Here is a 20,974-nt window from a genome sequence, read left to right as displayed (position 1 = left end):
TATGCACCATTAGCGTCTGAAACAGCCCAACGACACAGGACCGAGTACGCCTCGAATACCGGAGCCTGAAGCCTGTCCTCTACGGATTTGGTTGCACAAACGGATGTATCGACCATAAGTCGAATTGCCAGCCGCGCGTTGAAGTGAGTTCATGTAACTCTTTTAGACCCGGCCGGTAGCGTCCGTCGAAGTTGCGAAAAATTGCGAAGATTCGGACATGGCGATACTGCCATGAGTACCTGGGGCATCACTGACACGCCCCTGAACACCTGGCAGCCATGCCGACAATTTGGTGCTGCAGATTTTGGAGACGCGTTAAATGGCGCATAACGAAGCAGTCGACGTAGTACTGGTTGGGGCCGGCATCATGAGTGCCACCCTCGCTGTACTGCTCAAAGAGCTCGACCCCGCGATCAAGCTGGAAGTCGTCGAGCTGATGGATTCCGGTGCCGCGGAGAGTTCGAACCCGTGGAACAACGCCGGTACCGGTCACGCCGGGCTGTGTGAGCTCAACTACACACCGCAGGCCGCCGACGGCACCGTCGACATCAAGAAAGCCGTGCACATCAACACCCAGTTCGAGGTGTCGAAGCAGTTCTGGTCCTACCTGACCAGGAAAAGCACCTTCGGCTCGTGCAAGACGTTCATCAGCCCGGTGCCGCACCTGAGCTTCGTCCAGGGCAACGATGGCGTTTCCTTCCTCAAGGAACGCTTCAAGACGCTGAGCAAGCACCACGCCTTCTCGGACATGGAATACACCGAAGACAAGGCCACCATGGCCGAGTGGATGCCGCTGATGATGCCTGGCCGGCCGGCCGACGAAGTCGTCGCCGCCACCCGCGTCATGAACGGCACAGACGTCAACTTCGGCGCCCTGACCAATCAACTGCTCAAGCACCTGACCAGCGCACCGGATGCCCAGGTCAAGTACTGCAAGCGCGTGACCGGCCTCAAGCGTAACGGCAGCGGCTGGACCGTCAGCATCAAGGACGTCAACAGCGGAAATTCCCGTGACGTCGACGCGAAATTCGTGTTCCTCGGCGCTGGCGGCGCGGCACTGCCGCTGCTGCAAGCTTCGGGCATCGAAGAAAGCAAAGGCTTCGGCGGCTTCCCGATCAGTGGCCAGTGGCTGCGCTGCGACAACCCGGAAGTGGTCAAACACCACCAGGCCAAGGTGTACAGCCAGGCGGCCGTGGGTTCGCCACCGATGTCGGTGCCGCACCTGGACACCCGCGTCGTCGATGGCAAGAAGTCACTGTTGTTCGGACCTTACGCCGGCTTCACTACCAAGTTCCTCAAGCACGGTTCCTTCATGGACCTGCCGATGTCGGTTCGCGCCGGCAACATCGGCCCGATGCTGGCCGTGGCGAAAAACAACATGGACCTGACCAAATACCTGGTCAGCGAAGTGATGCAGTCGATGGAGCAGCGCCTGGATTCCCTGCGTCGTTTCTACCCTGAAGCGAAAGCCGAAGACTGGCGCTTGGAAGTGGCCGGTCAACGGGTACAGATCATCAAGAAAGACCCGAAAAAAGGCGGCGTTCTGCAGTTCGGTACCGAACTGGTCGCGGCCAAGGACGGTACCCTTGCTGCCCTGCTCGGCGCTTCGCCAGGCGCGTCGGTGACCGTTTCGATCATGCTGGAGCTGATCGAGAAATGCTTCCCGAACAAAGCATCCGGTGAGTGGGCTGCCAAACTGGCGGAAATCTTCCCGGCCCGCGAAAAGGTTCTGGAAACCGACGCTGCGCTGTATCGCAAGATCAATGTGCAGAACAACGTCGCGCTGGAACTGGTTGAAGCCAGCAACGAGACCGAAAGCTACGCTTGATTCGGCCGCATAAAAAACGCCCCGTTCTCATTGAGAGCGGGGCGTTTTTTTATGGCCGGTGAAACAATCTTTGTGGCGAGGGAGCTTGTCGGATCGCCGCACCGTCCCGCTTGAGTGCGCAGCGCTCACAAAATTTCCGTCGTTCGCAGAATTTTGGGGCCGCTTCGCAGCCCAGCGGGAGCAAGCTCCCTCGCCACAAATACCAGTAGGTCTGGGGTTAACCGCGGGCCTTGTTGATCAGTTCGATGTATTCGGCCGCGTTGCGCTGATCCTTGATCAGGGCGACGAAGTCATTGCCGTGCTCATCCTTGCCGTCCAGATCCAGACCGGCTGCGACGAAGAACGTCAGAAAACGCTCGAAGTCGTCGATTCGCAGGCCGCGATAGGCCTTGATCAGTTTGTGCAGCGACGGCGACGTGGCGTCGACCGGTTCGAAATCGAGGAACAGCTTGATCTGCTCATCGCCGATCTCGTCACCAATCACTTGCTTCTTATCTTTACGCATTGCCGACTCCAGCTCGCAGACATTTCACGGGGCGGGCAGTTTACCCCTCCCTTGCCACCGGGCTCAACGCGGACGAACAGCACCCGTGTGCAGATCAGCCCAGACATGGCCGTTGGCGTAGCTGAGGAACTGGCAATACACCGTGTCATTGCGCAACAAGTCGATCACCGCGCGGTACTGCGCCATCGGGTAAAACAGCGTCAGGGTTTTGCTTTTATCGTCGTAGATCGGCTTTTTCAGGCTTTTGCTTTCGCCATCGAAATTGACCAGCACCTGGTTGATGGTCGCGCCTTTGTTCAAGGATTTGCCCTTGAGACGGATCAGCAACGGTGAGGTCACCGGAATTGGCTGCTGGTTGGACTGGCGCTGGCTGCCGACCACCACTGAATACTCGGTAACCTGCAACAGCTGTTGCTGCTCGGGTTCCGCGTCACGCAGGGTCAGGTCATCGGGGGGCAGGAACTGCGCGTGCATCGGCGCCGGGGCGGCCGCCAGAGGCAGGCTGACGGTCAGCAACAGGGCGGCGCAGCTGCGGATCAAAAGGCTCATGACAGGCTCCGGAGGGCGGGGCCGAGCACTCTAGCATGGGCGCACAAAAGTGGATCTGTGAACACAGAACCCTGTGGGAGCGGGCTTGCTCGCGAAGACGGCTGCACATTCAACATTAATGTTTAAGTCAGACCGCTTTCGCGAGCAAGCCCGCTCCCACAAGGGGATTGGCGCCGGGGCTTACATGCCTTTAACAGCAAAAATCCCGTTGGCGTTACGCCAGTAGCCTTTGTAGTCCATGCCGTAACCGAAGATGTAACGGTCGATGCATGGCAGGCCGACGAAATCGGCTTTCAGGTCCGGGCGAGCCTTGCGGTCGTGGTCCTTGTCGATCAGCACGGCGGTGTGCACAGCGCGGGCACCGGCGTGTTTGCAGAAGTCGATGATCGCGCCCAGGGTGTGACCTTCGTCGAGGATGTCGTCGATGATCAGCACGTCACGGTCGATGAACGACACTTCCGGCTTGGCTTTCCAGAACAGGTCGCCGCCGCTGGTTTCGTTGCGATAACGGGTGGCGTGCAGGTAGGACGCTTCCAACGGGAAGTTCAGATAAGTCAGCAGCTTGCCGGAGAAAATCAGCCCGCCGTTCATCACGCAGAACACCACCGGATTGCTTTCAGCCAGCTGGTCGTTGATTTGTGCACCGACGCGGGCGATGGCTGCCTCGACTTCAGCTTCGGTGTACAGGCAGTCAGCCTCTCGCATGATTTGACGGATATGCTCGAGATCAGCGGACATGGCGCTCTCCAGGGGGTGGCGGTTCAGGAAAAGCGGGCAAAGGTACGCATCAAGCGAGGCCAGATCAAGCGTTTGTGGACTAACGTACTGTATGTCTATAGGACAACACCCTCGGATAGATTAATCTAGGCCGGTTTTTTTGCCCGCCGCCGGAGCCTTTCCCATGCCCATCCTCGAGATCCGCCATCCGCTGATCCGCCATAAACTCGGCCTTATGCGCCGCGCCGACATCAGCACGAAGAATTTCCGTGAGCTCGCTCAGGAAGTCGGTGCCCTGCTGACCTATGAAGCCACCAAAGACCTGCCGCTGGAAACCTACGATATCCAAGGCTGGGCCGGCACTGTGTCGGTCGAGAAAATCGCCGGCAAGAAAATTACTGTAGTACCGATCCTGCGCGCCGGCATCGGCATGCTTGAAGGCGTGCTGAGCCTGATCCCGGGCGCCAAGGTCAGCGCCGTCGGCGTGGCCCGCAACGAACAAACCCTGCAGGCCCACACCTATCTGGAAAAACTGGTTCCGGAAATCAACGAACGCCTGGCGATGATCATCGACCCGATGCTCGCCACCGGCAGCTCCATGGTCGCGACCATCGACCTGCTGAAAAAGGCCGGTTGCCGGGATATCCGCGCGATGGTGCTGGTGGCTGCCCCTGAAGGCATCGCCGCCGTAGAGAAGGCTCACCCGGACGTGACCATCTACACCGCTTCCATTGACGAGAAACTCAACGAACACGGTTACATCATCCCAGGCCTGGGCGACGCCGGTGACAAGATCTTCGGCACCAAGCAGAAGGACGCTTGAGCATGCAGCAAGAGTTCAACGATCCGCTCTGGCGCACGGTGCTGTCGGGTGCGCAGATGCTGTTCGTGGCCTTCGGCGCTCTGGTGTTGATGCCGCTGATTACCGGCCTGGACCCAAACGTCGCGCTGTTCACCGCAGGCCTGGGGACGATTCTGTTCCAGATCGTCACCGGGCGTCAGGTGCCGGTGTTCCTGGCGTCGAGCTTTGCCTTCATCACTCCGATCATTCTCGCCAAGGGCCAGTTCGGTCTCGCGGCGACCATGGGCGGCGTGATGGCGGCCGGTTTCGTCTACACCTTCCTCGGCCTTGCGGTGAAGATCAAAGGCACCGGTTTCATTGACCGTCTGCTGCCACCGGTGGTGATTGGCCCGGTGATCATCTCCATCGGCCTGGCCATGGCGCCGATCGCCGCCAACATGGCGATGGGCAAGGCTGGCGATGGCACTGAGCTGATTCATTATCAGACGGCGATGCTGATCTCGATGCCAGCACTGCTGACCACCCTGATCGTCGCGGTGTTCGGCAAAGGCATTTTCCGCCTGGTACCGATCATCTCCGGTGTGCTGGTGGGTTTTGCGATGGCGTTCTACTTCGGCGTCGTTGATACCGCGAAAATTGCCGCTGCACCGTGGTTTGCAATCCCGCACTTCACCGCGCCGGAATTCAACTGGCAGGCGATTCTGTTCATCGTTCCGGTGGCCCTGGCCCCGGCCATCGAGCACATCGGCGGCGTGATCGCAGTCGGTAGCGTGACCGGTCGCGATTACCTGAAGAAACCCGGCCTGCATCGCACCCTGCTCGGCGATGGCATTGCCACCACCGCAGCCGGCCTGTTCGGCGGTCCACCCAACACAACTTACGCCGAAGTGACGGGCGCGGTGATGCTGACCAAGAACTACAACCCTAAGATCATGACCTGGGCGGCGATTTTCGCCATCAGCCTGGCGTTCATCGGCAAGTTCGGCGCGCTGCTGCAAAGCATTCCGGTGCCGGTGATGGGCGGGATTCTGTGCCTGTTGTTCGGTTCGATCGCGGCGGTGGGCATGAACACGCTGATTCGCCACAAGATCGACCTGAGCGAAGCGCGCAATCTGGTGATTGTCTCGGTGACCCTGGTGTTCGGGATTGGCGGCGTCCTGGTCGGCACCGGCACAGGGCCAGACGACTTCGGCCTCAAAGGCATCGCGCTGTGTGCGGTGACGGCGATTGCGCTGAACCTGTTGCTGCCGGGTAATGACAGCTGGAAGCACAAAAAGGCGAGTGAATCGTTGTTGTAAGCCAGCCTTTAGATTGTCTTCGCGGGCAAGCCTCGCTCCTACAGGTTTTATGTCGACTATTCAAACGACGCAATCCTGTAGGAGCGAGGCTTGCCCGCGAAGCTTTTAGAGGGCCAACGGGGCTCTTTCACACAAGGTGCTCAACGCCCGCGCCCACTGCGGATCGTCGTTGAGGCACGGCACCAACACCAACTCCTCTCCCCCCGCCTCGAGGAACAGCTCTTTACCGCGATCACCGATCTCTTCCAGCGTCTCGATGCAATCGGCGACGAACGCCGGGCACATCACCAGTACTTTCTTCACGCCCATTCCAGCCAACTCATCAAGGCGCGCTTCGGTGTAGGGTTCGATCCATTTGGCTCGTCCCAGACGCGACTGGAATGACACCGACCACTTGCCGTCCGGCAAACCCATGCGTTTGGCAAACTCTGCCGCCGTACGCAAGCATTGCCCGCGATAACAGGTCGCGACCACTTCCGGTGGTGCACCCGCGCAGCAATCGCCGCCACCCTCAAAACTGTGGCCAGGATTGAGCTTCTTCAGGTGCCGCTCCGGCAAGCCGTGAAAGCTGAGCAGGAGGTGATCGTAATCCTGCTGCAGATGCGGTTTGGCACTGGCCACCAGCGCATCGAGGTATTCCGGTTGATCGTAGAACGGCTGGAGAATCGAAAACTGCACATCAAGATTCTTTTCCCGCACGACCCGCTTGGCTTCTTCGATCACCGTGGTCACGGTGCTGTCGGCGAACTGTGGATAGAGCGGCGCGATCGTGATCCTCTTGTGACCCTGAGCCGCCAGGCTCACCAGCGTCGATTCAATAGACGGCTCACCGTAACGCATCGCCAGCTCCACCGGACCGTGGGTCCACTGGGCCGTCATGGCCTGTTGCAGGCGACGGCTGAGCACCACCAACGGCGAGCCCTCCTCCCACCAGATCGAGGCGTAGGCATGGGCAGACTGCTCCGGGCGCTTGAACAGGATCAGCGACACCAGCAAACGTCGAACCGGCCAGGGCAGGTCGATCACATACGGGTCCATCAGAAATTGATTGAGGTAACTGCGCACATCCGCCACCGAGGTGGAGGCCGGTGAGCCCAGATTGACCAGAAGCAATGCGTGATCGGTCATGCAACGTCCTATTTCAAAGGCGGCTGGAAAGGTCGTCCAGAGCCGCGCGCAAATCAGTGAACCGGAAAGTGAAACCCGCTTCCAGCAAGCGAGCCGGTACGGCCTTCTGGCCGCCCAGCAACAGCAATGACAATTCGCCCAGACACACCTTCAACGCCAGGGCCGGCATGGGCATGAACGTCGGGCGGTGCAGCACGCTGCCCAACGTCTTGGCAAACTCGCGGTTGCGCACCGGCTTGGGCGCGCAGGCATTATAAGGACCACTGGTGTCTTCCTGATGCAGAAGAAAATCAATCAGGCCGATTTGATCGTTGATATGGATCCACGGCATCCACTGCCGGCCACTGCCGATAGGCCCGCCCAGCCCCATTTTGAACGGCAGCAACAGCCGCGACAAAAAGCCGCCCTCGGCCGACAACACCAGCCCGGTACGAATGAAGATCACGCGAATGCCCAAGCCTTCGGCACGCTGGGCGGTTTCTTCCCAGGCGATGCACAACTGGCTGGCGAAATCATCGATCACCGGTGGAGACTTCTCGGTCAATTCCCGCTCGCCCCCGTCACCGTACCAACCGACCGCAGACCCCGAAATCAACACCTGCGGTTTTTGTTCACGGGTTTCGAGCCAGGCCAGCAGGGTTTCAGTCAGGGTGATGCGACTGCTCCACAACAGCGCTTTGCGTCTGGTTGTCCAGGGGCGATCGGCAATCGGTGCACCCGCGAGGTTGATAATCGCATCCACTGGCTCCTGACCGATGTCCTCGAGGCGGGCCACTCCATGCACTTGGGCACCGCAGATTTTCGCGACTTTTTCAGGTTTGCGACTCCAGACCGTCAGGCGATGACCCTGACTCAACCAGAGGCGGCAGAGTTGACGTCCTATCAAACCAGTACCGCCGGTCAGCAATATGTGCATGACTACTTCCTCGCGTAGCGTTTTACCCTGATCACTAGTCTATTTTTATAAGCAGGGATCTTTGGTATCGGGCAGGCTCTGTGATTAACAATAGGCCAAGCTGTCAGAACGAGAACGCTAAAAGTTATACCAAAAAACAATATTGTACAGGTTTAAACCACGGCGTAGTCTGTACAGAAAGGTAAACGAGGCCCCTATGACTGTACCTATCGCAATCATCGGCACCGGCATCGCCGGGCTCTCCGCCGCCCAGGCCCTGACAGAGGTCGGGCATGTCGTTCAACTTTTCGATAAAAGCCGCGGCAGTGGCGGACGCATGTCAAGCAAGCGCAGTGATGCGGGTGCTCTGGACTTGGGCGCGCAATATTTCACCGCCCGCGATCGCCGCTTCGTCACTGAAGTCCAGCGCTGGCAAGGCAACGGCTGGGTTGCTGAATGGATGCCGCAGCTCTACACCTACCATGGCGGCCAGCTCAACCTGTCGCCGGACGAACAGACGCGCTGGGTCGGCACGCCGCGCATGAGCGCCATTACCCGCGGTCTGCTCGGCGACCTGGAAGTGCATTTCGCCTGCCGCATTACCGAGGTCTATCGCGGCGAAGAGCACTGGCATCTGCAGGACGCCGAAGGCTTCACCCACGGCCCGTTCAGCCATGTGATTATCGCCACGCCGGCACCTCAGGCGACTGCACTGCTGGCCTCCGCGCCGAAACTCGCCGGTGCCGCCGCCGGGGTGAAAATGGACCCGACCTGGGCTGTCGCGCTGGCGTTCGAGACACCGCTGGATACGCCCATGGAAGGCTGCTTCGTACAGGACAGCCCGCTCGACTGGCTGGCTCGCAACCGCAGCAAACCCGGGCGCGATAACACCCTCGATACGTGGGTGCTGCATGCGACCAGCGCCTGGAGCCGGCAACATATCGACCTGTCCAAGGAAGCGGTGATCGAGCAATTGCACGGCGCATTTGCCGAGTTGCTGCACGACTCCATGCCCGCCCCGACCTTCAGCCTCGCCCACCGCTGGCTCTACGCCCGCCCCGCCAACAGCCATGAATGGGGCGCCCTGGCCGATGCCGATCTAGGCTTGTATGTGTGTGGCGACTGGTGCTTGTCCGGTCGTGTCGAAGGCGCTTGGCTCAGCGGCCAGGAAGCCGCCCGCCGCTTGCATGCGCATCTGCAGTGAACCGCATCGATCCGAGAGGAGGTCCGACGGCAAAACCTATACAAATAATTTGACTTGTACACCTTTGAATCTATGATGAAGTTATGTTGTACAGACCGGACAGTCTGTACAGGTTTAGATTCGAGGTGCTCCGATGCCCCACGTCACCGTGAAACCGAAGATCGCCATCAGCGCCTGCCTGATGGGCGCAGAAGTGCGTTACAACGGCGGGCACAAGGCGTCGCGACTGTGCAGTCGCACCCTCACGGACTATTTCGATTTCATCCCGGTTTGCCCCGAAGTTGCCATTGGCCTCGGTATTCCCCGTGAACCGATCCGTCTGGTTGGCGATCCCGAACATCCAGAAGCTATCGGTACCGTTAACCCGACACTCAATGTCACCCGGCCGCTGGCCGAGTACGGTCAGAAAATGGCCGCGGAACTGGGTGACATCTGCGGCTACATCTTCATGCAGAAATCCCCGTCATGCGGCCTGGATCGGGTCAAGGTCTACCACGCCAACGGGGCGCCGGTGGACGGTGGTGGCCGTGGCATCTATGCCCAGGCGTTCTGCGCGCGGCATCCGGATTTACCGGTGGAAGAAGACGGCCGACTCAACGACCCGGTGCTGCGAGAAAACTTCCTCACCCGCGTATTCGCCTACAGTGCCTGGCAGCAGTTGCTGCGCGAAGGCCTGACTCGCCGTGGCCTCACGGACTTTCACTCGCGCTACAAATACCTGCTGATGGCCCACAACCCGGTGCAATACAAAACCCTGGGCAACCTGCTGGGCAACATGGGTCAGACCGACCCGAACGAACTCGGTCCACGCTATTTCAGCGAGCTGATGGCGGCCTTGAAAAAATGCGCCACACGCCGCACCCACACCAACGTCCTGCAACACATCAGTGGCTATCTCAAACAGACGATCAGCCCTGAAGACAAACAGGAAGTGCAGCACGTCATCGGTCAGTACCGCCACGGCATCGTGCCATTGGTGGTGCCGCTGACGCTGCTCAAACACTACTTCCGTCAACACCCGGATCCCTACATTGCGCAACAGGTTTACCTGCAACCGCACCCGGAAAACCTCAGTCTGCGAAACGCGATCTAATGACAATCCAATGAAAAGCCCACTCGACACCAGCGCCAGCGAAGACCTCGGCGACGACTTCAAGAAAGCCCTCGACGAAGGCTGGCTGCCGATCCGTGAGGTCGCGCGGCAGACCGGCGTCAACGCCGTCACCCTGCGGGCCTGGGAGCGGCGTTATGGCTTGATCGTGCCGCAACGCACGCCCAAGGGTCATCGGCTGTTCTCTGCCGAACACGTTCAACGCATCCTGACGATCCTCACCTGGCTCAACCGTGGCGTGGCCGTCAGCCAGGTCAAGCAACTGCTCGACACCCCGCAGGCCTTTACCGAATCCGTCGAAAACGATTGGCAAGTGATGCGCCATACGCTGCTGCAAGCAGTCACTCAACTGAACGAACGCACCCTTGATGACACCGTCAATCAGGCCATGGCGTTGTACCCACCACGGACCTTGTGCGCACAACTGCTGATGCCGTTGCTGGCTGAACTGGAGCAACGCTGGCAAGGCCAGTTCGGCGCGCAGATGGAGCGAGTGTTTTTTTTCTCCTGGTTACGCAGCAAATTTGGCGCACGCATCTACCATAACAACCGTCAGTTGCGCACCGCGCCACTGTTGTTGATCAATCAATCGGACCTGCCTCTGGAACCTCACCTGTGGCTGACCGCCTGGTTGATCAGCAGCGCCGATTGCCCGGTGGAGGTGTTCGACTGGCCACTCCCCGCCGGCGAACTCGCGCTGGCGGTCGATCATCTGCAAGCCCGCGGCGTACTGCTGTACTCCAGCAAAACCATCAACCTTTCACAGCTGCCGAAACTTTTGAATGGTGTCAGTTGCCCAAAAATGATTGCCGGCCCCACGGTTTGCATCCACCACGCCGAGTTGTCCGCACGAACGTTCAAGATTACTGATTTGTTCCTGGCTGAAGATCCGTTAGCAGCGCATCAGGGCCTGGTTCAGCGTGGGCTCATTTAATGGCGAATTTTTTAATGAATCGTGCGGACTCCTCTCTGCAATTGATCTGGTTGCGCAGCGACTTGCGCTTACATGACAACACCGCCCTCTCGGCCGCCGCAGCCCGCGGTCCGACTGTGGCCGTGTATCTGCTGAGCCCGGAGCAATGGCTGGAGCACGATGACGCGCCGTGCAAAGTGGATTTCTGGTTGCGCAACCTGAGCGAGTTAAGCAGCGCGCTGGGGGAGCTGAACATTCCCTTGTTGATCCGCAAGGCATCTCGTTGGGATGAGGCCCCCAAGGTGCTGCTCGATCTTTGCCAACAGTTGAAGATTGACGCGGTGCACGTCAACGAGGAGTACGGCATCCATGAAAGCCGTCGTGACGCAGCCGTGGCCAAAATACTGAACGCCAATGCCATCGACTTTTACAGTTACCTTGATCAACTGCTGTTAAAACCGGGCACCGTACTGACCAAGACGGGCACTTACTTTCAGGTTTTCAGCCAGTTCCGCAAGGTGTGTTACGACCGCCTGCGCAGGTCGTTACCGACACGGGTCCCAGCACCCGCCGTACAGGTGCCGCTGGCGATCAGCAACGACAGAATCCCATCAAGCGTTGAAGGCTTCGCAACGCCCAGCGACAGCTTGCGCAGTCTTTGGCCTGCCGGTGAAGCCGAAGCCCAGCGCCGCCTCGACACCTTCGTCGATGCCCAGATCGACGACTACAAAAACGAACGCGATTTTCCGGCCAAACCGGGCACCAGTCAGCTGTCGGCCTATCTCGCCGCCGGGGTGATTTCCCCCCGTCAGTGTCTGCACGCCGCGCTGCAAAGCAATCAGGGCGAGTTCGAAAGCGGCAAGGTCGGCGCCGTCACCTGGATCAACGAATTGCTGTGGCGCGAGTTCTACAAACACATTCTGGTGGGCTACCCACGGGTCTCGCGTCATCGCGCCTTCCGCCCGGAAACCGAAGCCCTCGCCTGGCGCGATGCCCCAGATGAACTCCTGGCCTGGCAAGAGGCCCGAACCGGCCTGCCGATTATCGACGCGGCCATGCGCCAATTGCTTGAAACCGGCTGGATGCACAACCGCCTGCGCATGGTGGTGGCGATGTTCCTGACCAAGAACCTGCTGATCGACTGGCGCGAAGGCGAGCGTTTTTTCATGCGTCATCTGATCGATGGCGACCTCGCGGCGAACAACGGTGGCTGGCAGTGGAGCTCGTCCACTGGCACCGATTCGGCGCCCTACTTCCGGATTTTCAACCCGCTGAGCCAGTCGGAGAAATTCGACAGCGAAGGGTTGTTTATCAAGCACTGGCTGCCGGAGCTGGCCAAGCTGAACAAGAAAGAAGTGCACAACCCGGCGAACCTCAGCGGCCTGTTCGGCGTGGCGGATTACCCGTCGCCGATCGTCAATCTGAGCAGCTCTCGCCAACGGGCGCTGGCGGCGTTCAAGAACCTGCCATCACGACAACCAGCCGGGCAATTGCCTGACTGAAAAGGAGAATGGGATGAGACTTACACCTCCACGGCGATACTGGTTGACTGGCGCAAGCAACGGCATTGGCGCCTCGCTGGCCGAAGAAATACTGAAAACCGGTGCTCATCTTGCGGTGAGTTCTCGCTCGGTGGCGCCACTCAAAGTTTTGTCCCAGCGTTATCCGGGGCAAGTGCTGGTGGTGGCCGGCGACCTGACCAACAGCCAGACCGTGCGAGAAATCGGCGAGCAGATTGCCGAGGAGTGGGGAGCTCTGGACACGGTGATCCTCAACGCCGGTACTTGCGAATATGTCGACGTTCAGCAGTTCGATTCGTCGATCGTCGAGCACGTAGTGCGCACCAACCTGCTTGCCAGCAGCTATTGCATCCAGGCTGCCCTGCCGCTCTTGCGCGCCGGCAACGCGCCGCATCTGGTGGGCGTCGCCAGCTCGGTCACCTACCTGCCGCTGCCGCGATCCGAGGCTCATGGCGCCTCAAAGCCCGGGCTGCGTTACCTGTTTGAATCGTCGCGAATTGAGCTTGCACCTGAAGGCATCGAAGTCACCGTGGTCAGCCCGGGGTTTGTCGAGACGCCGCTAACGGCGCAAAACGTCTCCATGCCACTCAGCTGGCCGGTGGACAAGTCCGCGCGCTACATCTTTGCCGAACTCAAGAGTCGTTCGCTGGAGATAGCCTTTCCGGCATTGTTCATGGCCGACCTCTGGCCATTATCGAGAATACCCAACCGAGGGAAACTGACGATCGGCAAACGCATGGTGCGCAGCAATCCACCGGTCAAGGACCAGCCGTGAGCTCACCCCGTTCGAACCCGGCGACCAAGCGTCCGTCAGGCCTTTCACACAGCACCAGCCCACTGCCTTACACTGGGCGCCATGAAAACCATTCCCCATACGCAAATCGCCGAGCCTGCGGTCACCTGCTCGACCTGCGCAGCTTGCTGCTGTCAGCTCGAAGTCATGCTGATCACGGACACGGGCGTGCCCGAACGATTTATCGATACCGATGACTGGGGCGGGGAAGTCATGCTGCGTCTGGATGACGGCTGGTGCGCCGCGCTGGATCGCAACACGATGATGTGCACCATCTACGAAAAACGCCCGCTGATCTGCCGGGAGTTCGAGATGGGCGCACCGGAATGCATCGAAGAACGCCAAGGGATTACCACGGCGTATCGGTGAACAAGAAGGCACCCAAAATCAAATGTGGGGGCGGCGGTGCGGTGATCCCACATTGACCGAGTCCAGGCTTACAACGGCATCGTGTAGTGCAGCGAGTAGCTTTCTACGCCGTCGTTGTAACTGTTAAGACCGGCATTGGAGTAGTGCGTCGCACGAATCCCGACTTCATGTCCGCCCGCAAAGCGCAGACCAAAGCCGAATCGGTCTTCAAACTGAAAAGCACCACCGAGGTTGTTGCTTTCAAGTTCGCTATGAGAGAACAACGCCACGCCAATCCCGAGCTCCAGGTACGGCTTGACGTTCTGACCGGCAAACTCGTAAACAAACACTGGCGAGAACGACAGGCTGTGGTTGCTGGAGGTCTTGTCGCCTTCCCAATAGGTGTAGGCACCGCTCCAGTAACCGGTCACCCGACCGACATCACTCTGCAACCAGCTCTTGTCCCAATCGAATTGCATGCCCAGTCGATAGGTCATGGTCGAGTCGCTGGTCTCGCCGACCGCGAACTCCACGCCTGCCGCCTGTGCGGTAAAACTGTGCCCCATCAGTGCGGCCGCAATCGCGGCCAAGCAGAATAGTCGCTTCATTAGAAACATCCTTTTCCGAACGATTTCGTATGGTTTTTTTGTTGCTTGACGCTATAGAAGTCGACGTTTAATCAGAAGTTCACCCCAATTACTCGCTTGCCCCGAGCTTTGTTTACTCCTTGAAGCTTCGCACAATGCCAGCGGTATTCCACAGTATCGGCAAGATATTTCTGAAATGCTCCGGATCGGCACTCGTCCAGAACTGCGCCGCACGTGCAGGCTCCTCGGCGAGCAATTCCCGCTCGGCCAATAATCGCTGAAGTTGCCGCGCTACAGCGGCGCCGGTGTCGATCAAACTGATGTCATCGGGGATCATCTGCTTAAGCAACGGCTTTAGGAAAGGGTAATGCGTACAGCCAAGAATTATCGTGTCGCACCCGGCGCCGAGCAGCGGTTCGACATACCTGGCCAGCAACTGGCGCAAGGCCGCACTGTGAAGATCGCCGTTTTCAATCAGCTCCACCAGGCCGGGGCACGGCTGGGTGATGACTCGCACATCGGTGGCGAATCGGTCGAGCAACGCGGCGAACTTGGCACTTTGCAAAGTGCCGGTGGTGGCGAGCACACCGACCACACCGCTACGGGTGGCAGCCGCGGCCGGTTTGACCGCTGGCTCCATGCCGACGATGGGCCACTCGGGATAATCGCGCCGCAAGTCCGCAACGCCAGCGACCGTTGCCGTGTTGCAGGCCAGCACCAAGGCCTTGGCGCCCTGCTGCTGAAAAAAACCGGCCATCACGCTGCAGCGATGACGGATGAATTCCGGGGTTTTCTCGCCGTAGGGAATATTCCCGCAATCGGCGACGTACAGCAGTGATTCGTTGGGCAGCAAACGCTGAATCTCGGCCAGCACCGAAAGCCCACCGACACCGGAGTCGAACACGCCAATCGGCGCTTCACGCATGCTTCGAACCACAGACGCTGCAGCCCGGATCACGCTTGACCCGCAATTCACGAAAGCGCGAGCCCAAGGCATCGATCAACAACAGACGCCCCACCAGCGGCTCGCCGAAACCCACCAGCATCTTCATGGCTTCCAGCGCCTGGAGGCTGCCAACCAGGCCAACCAATGGCCCGACGACACCGGCTTCGCTGCAGGTCAGTTCGGCTTCGCTGCCGTGACCATATAAACAGTGGTAGCACGGACTCTCCGGGCGACGCGGGTCGAACACCGACAACTGACCTTCGAGCCGAATCGCAGCGCCACTGACCAGCGGTTTGCAGGCGGAGACACACGCAGCGTTGACCGCTTCGCGGGTGGAGAAATTGTCGGAACAGTCCAGCACCAGATCCACCGCAGCCACAGCGGCGGCCAGGGAATCTTCGTCCAGCGCGGTGCGATGGGCGATCAACTGAATCTCGGGATTGATTGCAGTCAGTCGGCGAATAGCCGAATCGACCTTGCTCAGGCCGACGCTATCAGTGTCGTGAACGATCTGGCGTTGCAGGTTGGTCAGGTCGACAGTGTCGAAATCCGCCAGATGCAACTCGCCGACGCCGGCGGCGGCCAGATACAGCGCAACCGGCGAGCCGAGGCCGCCGAGACCGACGATCAACACGCGGCTTTCTTTCAGTCGCAACTGGCCGTCGATGTCGACGTGTTGCAACAGAATCTGCCGACTGTAGCGCAACAATTCCTGATCATTCAGCACGGCAGGCGCCCCAGGCTGATACGTTCGTGACCGCCCAGATCGGTGCGGCTGTGGACTTCTTCAAAGCCGCGGGTCAGCAGTAAATCGCGAACCGCAGTGGCTTGATCGTAACCGTGTTCAAGCATCAGCCAACCGCCCGCCTCCAGATAATCCGGCGACTGGGCGACGATCAGACGCAGATCGTCGAGCCCATCGATGCCGGCCACCAAGGCACTGGCCGGCTCGAAGCGCACATCACCTTCTACCAGATGCGGGTCGGCGGAGGCGATGTAAGGTGGATTGCTGATGATCAGCTGAAAACGTTGACCTTCCAGCGCACTGAACCAATGACTGCTTAGCACGGTGGCGTTGTTCAGGTGCAAGCGCTGGCGATTGCGCTCGGCCAGGGCCACGGCTTCGAGCACGCGATCCACGGCGGTCACCTTCCAGGCCGGACGCTCGCTGGCCAGGGCCAACGCAATGGCGCCGCTGCCGGTACCGAGGTCGAGCACCGAGGCAGGTGTGGCCGGCAGCAGTTCCAGCGCAGTCTCCACCAGCAGCTCGGTGTCCGGACGTGGGATCAGCGTATGCGGCGCCACTTCCAGATCAAGCTTCCAGAAACCTTGCTGACCGAGGATGTAAGCCACTGGCTCACCGCCACGGCGACGTTGCAAATACTCGGCAAATTTAAGCGCCGCTTCGCTTGGAACGATGCGCTCGGGCCAGGTGTGCAGAAAACTGCGGGACTTGCCCAACGCAGCGGCCAGCAACAGTTCGGCATCCAGGCGTGCGGAGGGCGAATCTGGCAGGTCGGCTGCGCGCAACAAACTGGCAATGATCGTCATTTACTCACCTATCGCTGCCAATTGGTCGGCCTGGTATTCGGCGAGCAACGGCTCGATCACCGCATCGACGCCACCCGCGAGGATTTCGTCGAGGGAATACAGCGTCAGGTTGACCCGGTGGTCGGTGACCCGCCCCTGGGCAAAGTTATACGTGCGGATCCGCTCCGAACGATCGCCCGACCCGACCAGCAATTTACGCTCGCTAGCGATAGCGTTCGCGGCGGCGCTGGTCTGCACATCGTTGAGCTTGGCCGACAGCCAGGACATCGCCCGGGCGCGGTTCTTGTGCTGGGAACGTTCTTCCTGGCACTCAACGACGATACCGGACGGCAGGTGAGTGATGCGGATCGCCGAGTCCGTCTTGTTGACGTGCTGACCACCGGCACCGGAGGATTTGTAGGTATCGATGCGCAAATCAGAGGGGTTGATCTCGATCGCTTCCTGTTCGTCCGGCTCGGGCAATACGGCTACGGTGCAGGCCGAGGTGTGGATGCGGCCTTGGGATTCAGTAGCCGGAACCCGTTGTACGCGGTGCGCACCGGATTCGAATTTCAGCTTGCCATAGACGTTATCGCCTTCGACGCGGGCGATGACTTCTTTAAAGCCGCCGTGTTCACCGATGTTCTCCGAGAGGATTTCCACCCGCCAGCCGCGACGCTCGGCGTAACGCGAATACATGCGGAACAGGTCGCCGGAGAAAATCGCCGCTTCGTCACCGCCGGTGCCGGCACGGATTTCGAGGAACACGTTACGCCCATCGTTCGGGTCCTTGGGCAGCAGCATGCGTTGCAGGCTGGCTTCGATGTCGATCAGTTGCTCTTTGGCTTCGCGGACTTCTTCCACGGCCATTTCGCGCATGTCCGGGTCGCTGTCCTTGAGCAGCGCCTGAGCGCCCTCGAGATCGCTTTGTACCTTGAGCAACTGTTTATAGGTTTCGACAATCGGTTCGACTTCCGCGTATTCCTTGGAATAGGTGCGGAATTTGTTCTGATCGGAAATGACTTCGCCGTCGCCAAGCAAGGCGGTCAATTCCTCGAAACGGTCCTGGAGGATGTCCAGCTTATTGAGCAGTGACGCTTTCATTGCGGTTTTTTATCCGAAAAGCTATCCGATGAGCCCTCATTCAGGGCAAAGAGTTCCTGGGCCATGGCCAGCGCATCGAGGCGGCCTTCGGCAGAGAGCTTTTTCAACTGCACGCTCGGTGCGTGCAAGAGTTTGTTGGTCAGGCCCCGCGCCAGTTGCACCAGCACGTCTTCGGCGCTGCTGCCGTTGGCCAGCATTCGCTGGGCCTTCTGCAATTCTTCGTCGCGCATGCGCTCGCTTTGTTGGCGATAGGCCTTGAGCACATCCACCGCCGCCAGTTCACGCAGGCGGACCATAAAATCTTCGGCACCGATCGAGACCATCTCTTCCGCCGCCTGGGCTGCGCCCTGGCGACTCTTGAGGTTCTCGGCGACCACTTCGTGGAGATCGTCGACGCTATAGAGGTAAACGTCGTCCAGTTCGCCGACTTCAGGCTCGATATCCCGGGGGACGGCGATATCTACCATGAAGATCGGCTTGTGCTTGCGCAGTTTCAAGGCGCTTTCCACCGCGCCTTTGCCCAAGATCGGCAACTGGCTGGCGGTGGAACTGATGACGATGTCGCTGCGCACCAATTCCGCCGGGATGTCCGAGAGCAATACCGCGTGGGCGCCGAACTGCTCGGCCAGAATGCTCGCGCGCTCCAGGGTTCGGTTGGCGACGACGATGCGCTTTACACCCAGTTCGTGCAGATGGCGGGCGACCAGGGTAATGGTCTCGCCGGCGCCGATCAGCAAGGCCTGGCTGCGTTGCAGGTCACTGAAAATCTGTTTCGCCAGACTGACCGCGGCAAACGCCACGGACACCGGGTTCTCGCCGATGGCAGTGTCGGTGCGCACCTGTTTGGCCGCATTGAACGTGGCCTGGAACAGCCGCCCGAGCAACGGACCGATGGTGCCGGCCTCGCGGGCCACGGCGTAGGCCGATTTCATCTGACCGAGAATCTGCGGTTCGCCCAACACCAGCGAATCAAGCCCGGAGGCCACCCGCATCATGTGACGAACTGCCGCATCATCTTCATGCACATAAGCACTCGCGCGCAGCTCTTCGAGGCTCAAATGGTGATAATCGGCCAGCCAGCGCAATATGATGTCAGCCGAAAGGTGATCCTGTTCTATATAGAGTTCACTGCGATTGCAGGTGGAGAGGATCGCAGCTTCGCGGCTGTCGGTGAGTCGGCAGAGCTGCTGCAAAGCCTCCACCAGCTGCTCAGGGGTAAAGGCCACGCGCTCGCGGACGTCTACTGAAGCAGTCTTGTGGTTAATACCGAGTGCAAGGAAGGCCATTCAAGGTCGCTGATGGTGACGTGAAGCCGGCAATTGTCCTACTTCGACAGAGCCAGAACAACTACCGCTGACTATTGTCCCAATGACCTGCCTCTATAAAGGCGCCAATTGAGTCTCGGTTATGTTTGGCTGAAGGCTTGTGTCATGATGATCCGACCGCAGGTTAGTCGTCCTCTTCCTATATGAATAGATCTTCCGCGTTGCTCCTCGCTTTTGTCTTCCTCAGCGGCTGCCAGGCCTTGGCACCCGTTTCGTCGGACGGTACGCCGCCGGTCGAAGACAGCACTCCGGCCCCTGAAAAGCCCAAGGTTTACAGCTCATTCAGCGAAGAAACCATCTTCAGTCTGTTGAGCGCCGAACTGGCTGGCCAGCGCAATCGTTTCGACATTGCCCTGGACAACTACGTGACCCAGGCGATCAATACTCAGGATCCGGGCATCTCCGAGCGGGCATTCCGTATCGCCGAGTACCTGGGCGCCGATCAGGCTGCCCTGGACACTGCGTTGATCTGGGCGAAAAACGCCCCGCAAGACCTTGAGGCGCAACGGGCCGCTGCCGTGCAACTGGCTCGTGCCGGGCGTTATGACGACTCCATGGTCTATATGGAGAAAGTCCTGCAGGGCAAGGGCGACACGCATTTCGACTTCCTCGCCCTGTCTGCGGCCGATACCGACCAGGACACGCGCAACGGCTTGATGAAAAGTTTTGACCGTTTATTGCAGCGCCACCCGAACAACAGTCAGCTGATTTTCGGCAAAGCCTTGCTGCTGCAACAGGACGGTGACGCCAAGGGTGCGCTGGGCCTGCTGGAAGACAATCCGCCGGATGAAGGCGAAATAGCGCCAATCCTGCTGCGCGCACGCCTGCTGCAGACCCTTAGTCGTGGCGATGAAGCCTTGCCGCTGCTGCAAAAAAGCATCAAGAAATACCCGGACGATAAACGCCTGCGCCTGACTTACGCGCGCATGCTGGTTGAACAGGACCGCATGGACGACGCCAAAGCCGAGTTCTCGAGCCTGGTTCAGCAGTACCCCGAAGACGACGAACTGCGTTATTCGCTGGCGCTGGTCTGCCTGGAAGCCAAGGCCTGGAATGAGGCCAAGGGCTATCTGGAAGACCTGATTGCCCGGGAAAGCCACGTCGATTCGGCGCACTTAAACCTCGGTCGTATCGCTGAAGAGCGCAACGACCCTCAAGGCGCGCTGATCGAGTACGCCCAGGTCGGCCCGGGCAACGATTACCTGCCGGCGCAATTGCGTCAGGCCGATATCCTGATGAGTAACGGCAACACCGCTGAAGCCCAAAAACGCCTGGCTGCGGAGCGCGATGAGCAGCCCGATTACGCGATTCAGTTGTATTTGATCGAAGCCGAAACCTTGTCCGCCAATAAACAGCCCGACAAGGCCTGGAATGTATTGAAGCAAGCCTTGCAGCAATACCCGGACGATCTGAACCTGCTGTACACCCGCGCCATGCAGGCGGAAAAACGCAATGACCTGGCGCAGATGGAAAAAGACCTGCGCCTGATCATCAAACGCGACCCGGACAACGCGATGGCGCTGAACGCCCTCGGTTACACCCTGTCCGACCGTACGACGCGCTACGCCGAAGCCAAGGCCTTGATCGAACAGGCGCACAAGATCAATCCGGAAGACCCGGCGGTACTCGACAGTCTCGGCTGGGTGAACTTCCGCATGGGCAATCTCGACGAAGCCGAACGCCTGCTGCGCCAGGCGCTGGAACGCTTCCCCGATCAGGAAGTCGCCGCGCACCTTGGCGAAGTCCTGTGGGCCAATGGCAAACAGCGGGAAGCCAAACAAATCTGGAGCAAGTTCCTCAAGGAGCAGCCCGACAGCCCCACCCTGCGCGGCACCATCAAGCGCCTGACCGGATCAGAGACTCTTTAAAAT

General features: G+C 59.5%; 21 protein-coding genes. 10 read left to right on the top strand and 11 right to left on the bottom strand.

Translation table 11 applies throughout. The features are described from left to right. Positions 1-319 precede the first annotated feature (319 nt). The gene (gene mqo / locus ABH912_RS25505) at positions 320-1,828 is read left to right on the top strand and encodes a malate dehydrogenase (quinone) (protein ID WP_033061277.1); all 1,509 of its coding nucleotides are present in this window, start codon (positions 320-322) and stop codon (positions 1,826-1,828) included. Between the two features lie 217 nt (positions 1,829-2,045). Here mqo and ABH912_RS25500 read toward each other — a convergent pair whose 3' ends face one another. From ABH912_RS25500 to ABH912_RS25490, 3 genes are all read right to left on the bottom strand, one after another. After that, positions 2,046-2,333, bottom strand: coding sequence for a PA4642 family protein (locus ABH912_RS25500; protein WP_033061276.1), 288 nt, complete (start codon positions 2,331-2,333; stop codon positions 2,046-2,048). A gap of 63 nt (positions 2,334-2,396) precedes the next feature. Beyond that, a complete protein-coding gene (locus ABH912_RS25495; protein WP_429511914.1) occupies positions 2,397-2,882 on the bottom strand; it encodes a hypothetical protein in 486 nt (161 codons plus the stop codon). 180 nt (positions 2,883-3,062) lie between these two features. Beyond that, positions 3,063-3,620 carry a hypoxanthine-guanine phosphoribosyltransferase gene (locus ABH912_RS25490; RefSeq protein WP_033061274.1) on the bottom strand — a complete coding sequence of 186 codons (558 nt, stop codon included), beginning with the start codon at positions 3,618-3,620 and terminating at the stop codon, positions 3,063-3,065. A 163-nt stretch (positions 3,621-3,783) separates the two neighbouring features. Between ABH912_RS25490 and upp the strand changes: the two genes are divergently transcribed. Further along, positions 3,784-4,422, top strand: coding sequence for a uracil phosphoribosyltransferase (gene upp / locus ABH912_RS25485; RefSeq protein ID WP_033061273.1), 639 nt, complete (start codon positions 3,784-3,786; stop codon positions 4,420-4,422). A gap of 2 nt (positions 4,423-4,424) precedes the next feature. Further along, on the top strand, positions 4,425-5,699 hold the full coding sequence (locus ABH912_RS25480; RefSeq protein WP_033061271.1) for a uracil-xanthine permease family protein: 1,275 nt from the start codon (positions 4,425-4,427) through the stop codon (positions 5,697-5,699). Positions 5,700-5,804: 105 nt separating this feature from the next. On the opposite strand, the gene hemH is transcribed toward ABH912_RS25480, so the two are convergent. Beyond that, on the bottom strand, positions 5,805-6,827 hold the full coding sequence (gene hemH / locus ABH912_RS25475) for a ferrochelatase (protein ID WP_033061270.1): 1,023 nt from the start codon (positions 6,825-6,827) through the stop codon (positions 5,805-5,807). 13 nt (positions 6,828-6,840) lie between these two features. Beyond that, positions 6,841-7,743 carry a TIGR01777 family oxidoreductase gene (locus ABH912_RS25470; protein ID WP_429511913.1) on the bottom strand — a complete coding sequence of 301 codons (903 nt, stop codon included), beginning with the start codon at positions 7,741-7,743 and terminating at the stop codon, positions 6,841-6,843. 196 nt (positions 7,744-7,939) lie between these two features. Between ABH912_RS25470 and ABH912_RS25465 the strand changes: the two genes are divergently transcribed. From ABH912_RS25465 to ABH912_RS25440, 6 genes are all read left to right on the top strand, one after another. Then, complete coding sequence (locus ABH912_RS25465) at positions 7,940-8,926, top strand: NAD(P)/FAD-dependent oxidoreductase (protein WP_033061266.1); 987 nt, start codon at positions 7,940-7,942, stop codon at positions 8,924-8,926. A gap of 133 nt (positions 8,927-9,059) precedes the next feature. Beyond that, positions 9,060-10,019, top strand: coding sequence for a YbgA family protein (locus ABH912_RS25460; protein ID WP_429511912.1), 960 nt, complete (start codon positions 9,060-9,062; stop codon positions 10,017-10,019). Between the two features lie 10 nt (positions 10,020-10,029). Next, positions 10,030-10,971, top strand: coding sequence for a MerR family transcriptional regulator (locus ABH912_RS25455; protein WP_429511911.1), 942 nt, complete (start codon positions 10,030-10,032; stop codon positions 10,969-10,971). 35 nt (positions 10,972-11,006) lie between these two features. Further along, entirely contained in the window at positions 11,007-12,452 is a 1,446-nt protein-coding gene (gene phrB / locus ABH912_RS25450; protein ID WP_429513159.1) for a deoxyribodipyrimidine photo-lyase, read from the top strand. 13 nt (positions 12,453-12,465) lie between these two features. Next, positions 12,466-13,245 carry an SDR family NAD(P)-dependent oxidoreductase gene (locus ABH912_RS25445; RefSeq protein ID WP_033061260.1) on the top strand — a complete coding sequence of 260 codons (780 nt, stop codon included), beginning with the start codon at positions 12,466-12,468 and terminating at the stop codon, positions 13,243-13,245. An 81-nt stretch (positions 13,246-13,326) separates the two neighbouring features. Further along, positions 13,327-13,632 (top strand): YkgJ family cysteine cluster protein, encoded by a 306-nt coding sequence (locus tag ABH912_RS25440; protein WP_074880229.1) that lies wholly within the window; start codon positions 13,327-13,329, stop codon positions 13,630-13,632. A 68-nt stretch (positions 13,633-13,700) separates the two neighbouring features. On the opposite strand, the gene ABH912_RS25435 is transcribed toward ABH912_RS25440, so the two are convergent. The 6 genes from ABH912_RS25435 to hemA form a co-directional block, all read right to left on the bottom strand. Then, positions 13,701-14,219: an acyloxyacyl hydrolase gene (locus ABH912_RS25435; RefSeq protein ID WP_429511910.1), complete on the bottom strand. Its 519-nt coding sequence runs from the start codon at positions 14,217-14,219 to the stop codon at positions 13,701-13,703. A 112-nt stretch (positions 14,220-14,331) separates the two neighbouring features. Continuing rightward, the gene (gene murI / locus ABH912_RS25430) at positions 14,332-15,123 is read right to left on the bottom strand and encodes a glutamate racemase (RefSeq protein ID WP_429511909.1); all 792 of its coding nucleotides are present in this window, start codon (positions 15,121-15,123) and stop codon (positions 14,332-14,334) included. Then, a complete protein-coding gene (locus ABH912_RS25425; RefSeq protein WP_033061256.1) occupies positions 15,116-15,871 on the bottom strand; it encodes a molybdopterin-synthase adenylyltransferase MoeB in 756 nt (251 codons plus the stop codon). The genes murI and ABH912_RS25425 overlap by 8 nt, the downstream gene beginning before the upstream one ends. Next, positions 15,865-16,695: a peptide chain release factor N(5)-glutamine methyltransferase gene (gene prmC, locus ABH912_RS25420; RefSeq protein ID WP_033061254.1), complete on the bottom strand. Its 831-nt coding sequence runs from the start codon at positions 16,693-16,695 to the stop codon at positions 15,865-15,867. Before prmC ends, ABH912_RS25425 begins: the two co-directional genes overlap by 7 nt. Further along, positions 16,696-17,778, bottom strand: a complete 1,083-nt coding sequence (prfA, locus tag ABH912_RS25415) for a peptide chain release factor 1 (RefSeq protein ID WP_033061252.1) — start codon at positions 17,776-17,778, stop codon at positions 16,696-16,698. Then, on the bottom strand, positions 17,775-19,064 hold the full coding sequence (gene hemA, locus ABH912_RS25410) for a glutamyl-tRNA reductase (RefSeq protein WP_033061251.1): 1,290 nt from the start codon (positions 19,062-19,064) through the stop codon (positions 17,775-17,777). Before hemA ends, prfA begins: the two co-directional genes overlap by 4 nt. Positions 19,065-19,246: 182 nt before the next feature. Here hemA and ABH912_RS25405 point away from each other — a divergent pair, with 182 nt between their 5' ends. After that, a complete protein-coding gene (locus ABH912_RS25405; protein WP_033061249.1) occupies positions 19,247-20,971 on the top strand; it encodes a tetratricopeptide repeat protein in 1,725 nt (574 codons plus the stop codon). The last annotated feature ends 3 nt before the right edge of the window (positions 20,972-20,974 follow it).

Source organism: Pseudomonas sp. BT76 TE3572 (genome assembly GCF_050435365.1).
In the GTDB taxonomy this organism is placed as follows: Bacteria; Pseudomonadota; Gammaproteobacteria; order Pseudomonadales; family Pseudomonadaceae; genus Aquipseudomonas; species Aquipseudomonas fluorescens_W.
This window is presented reverse-complemented; position numbering and strand designations above follow the sequence as displayed.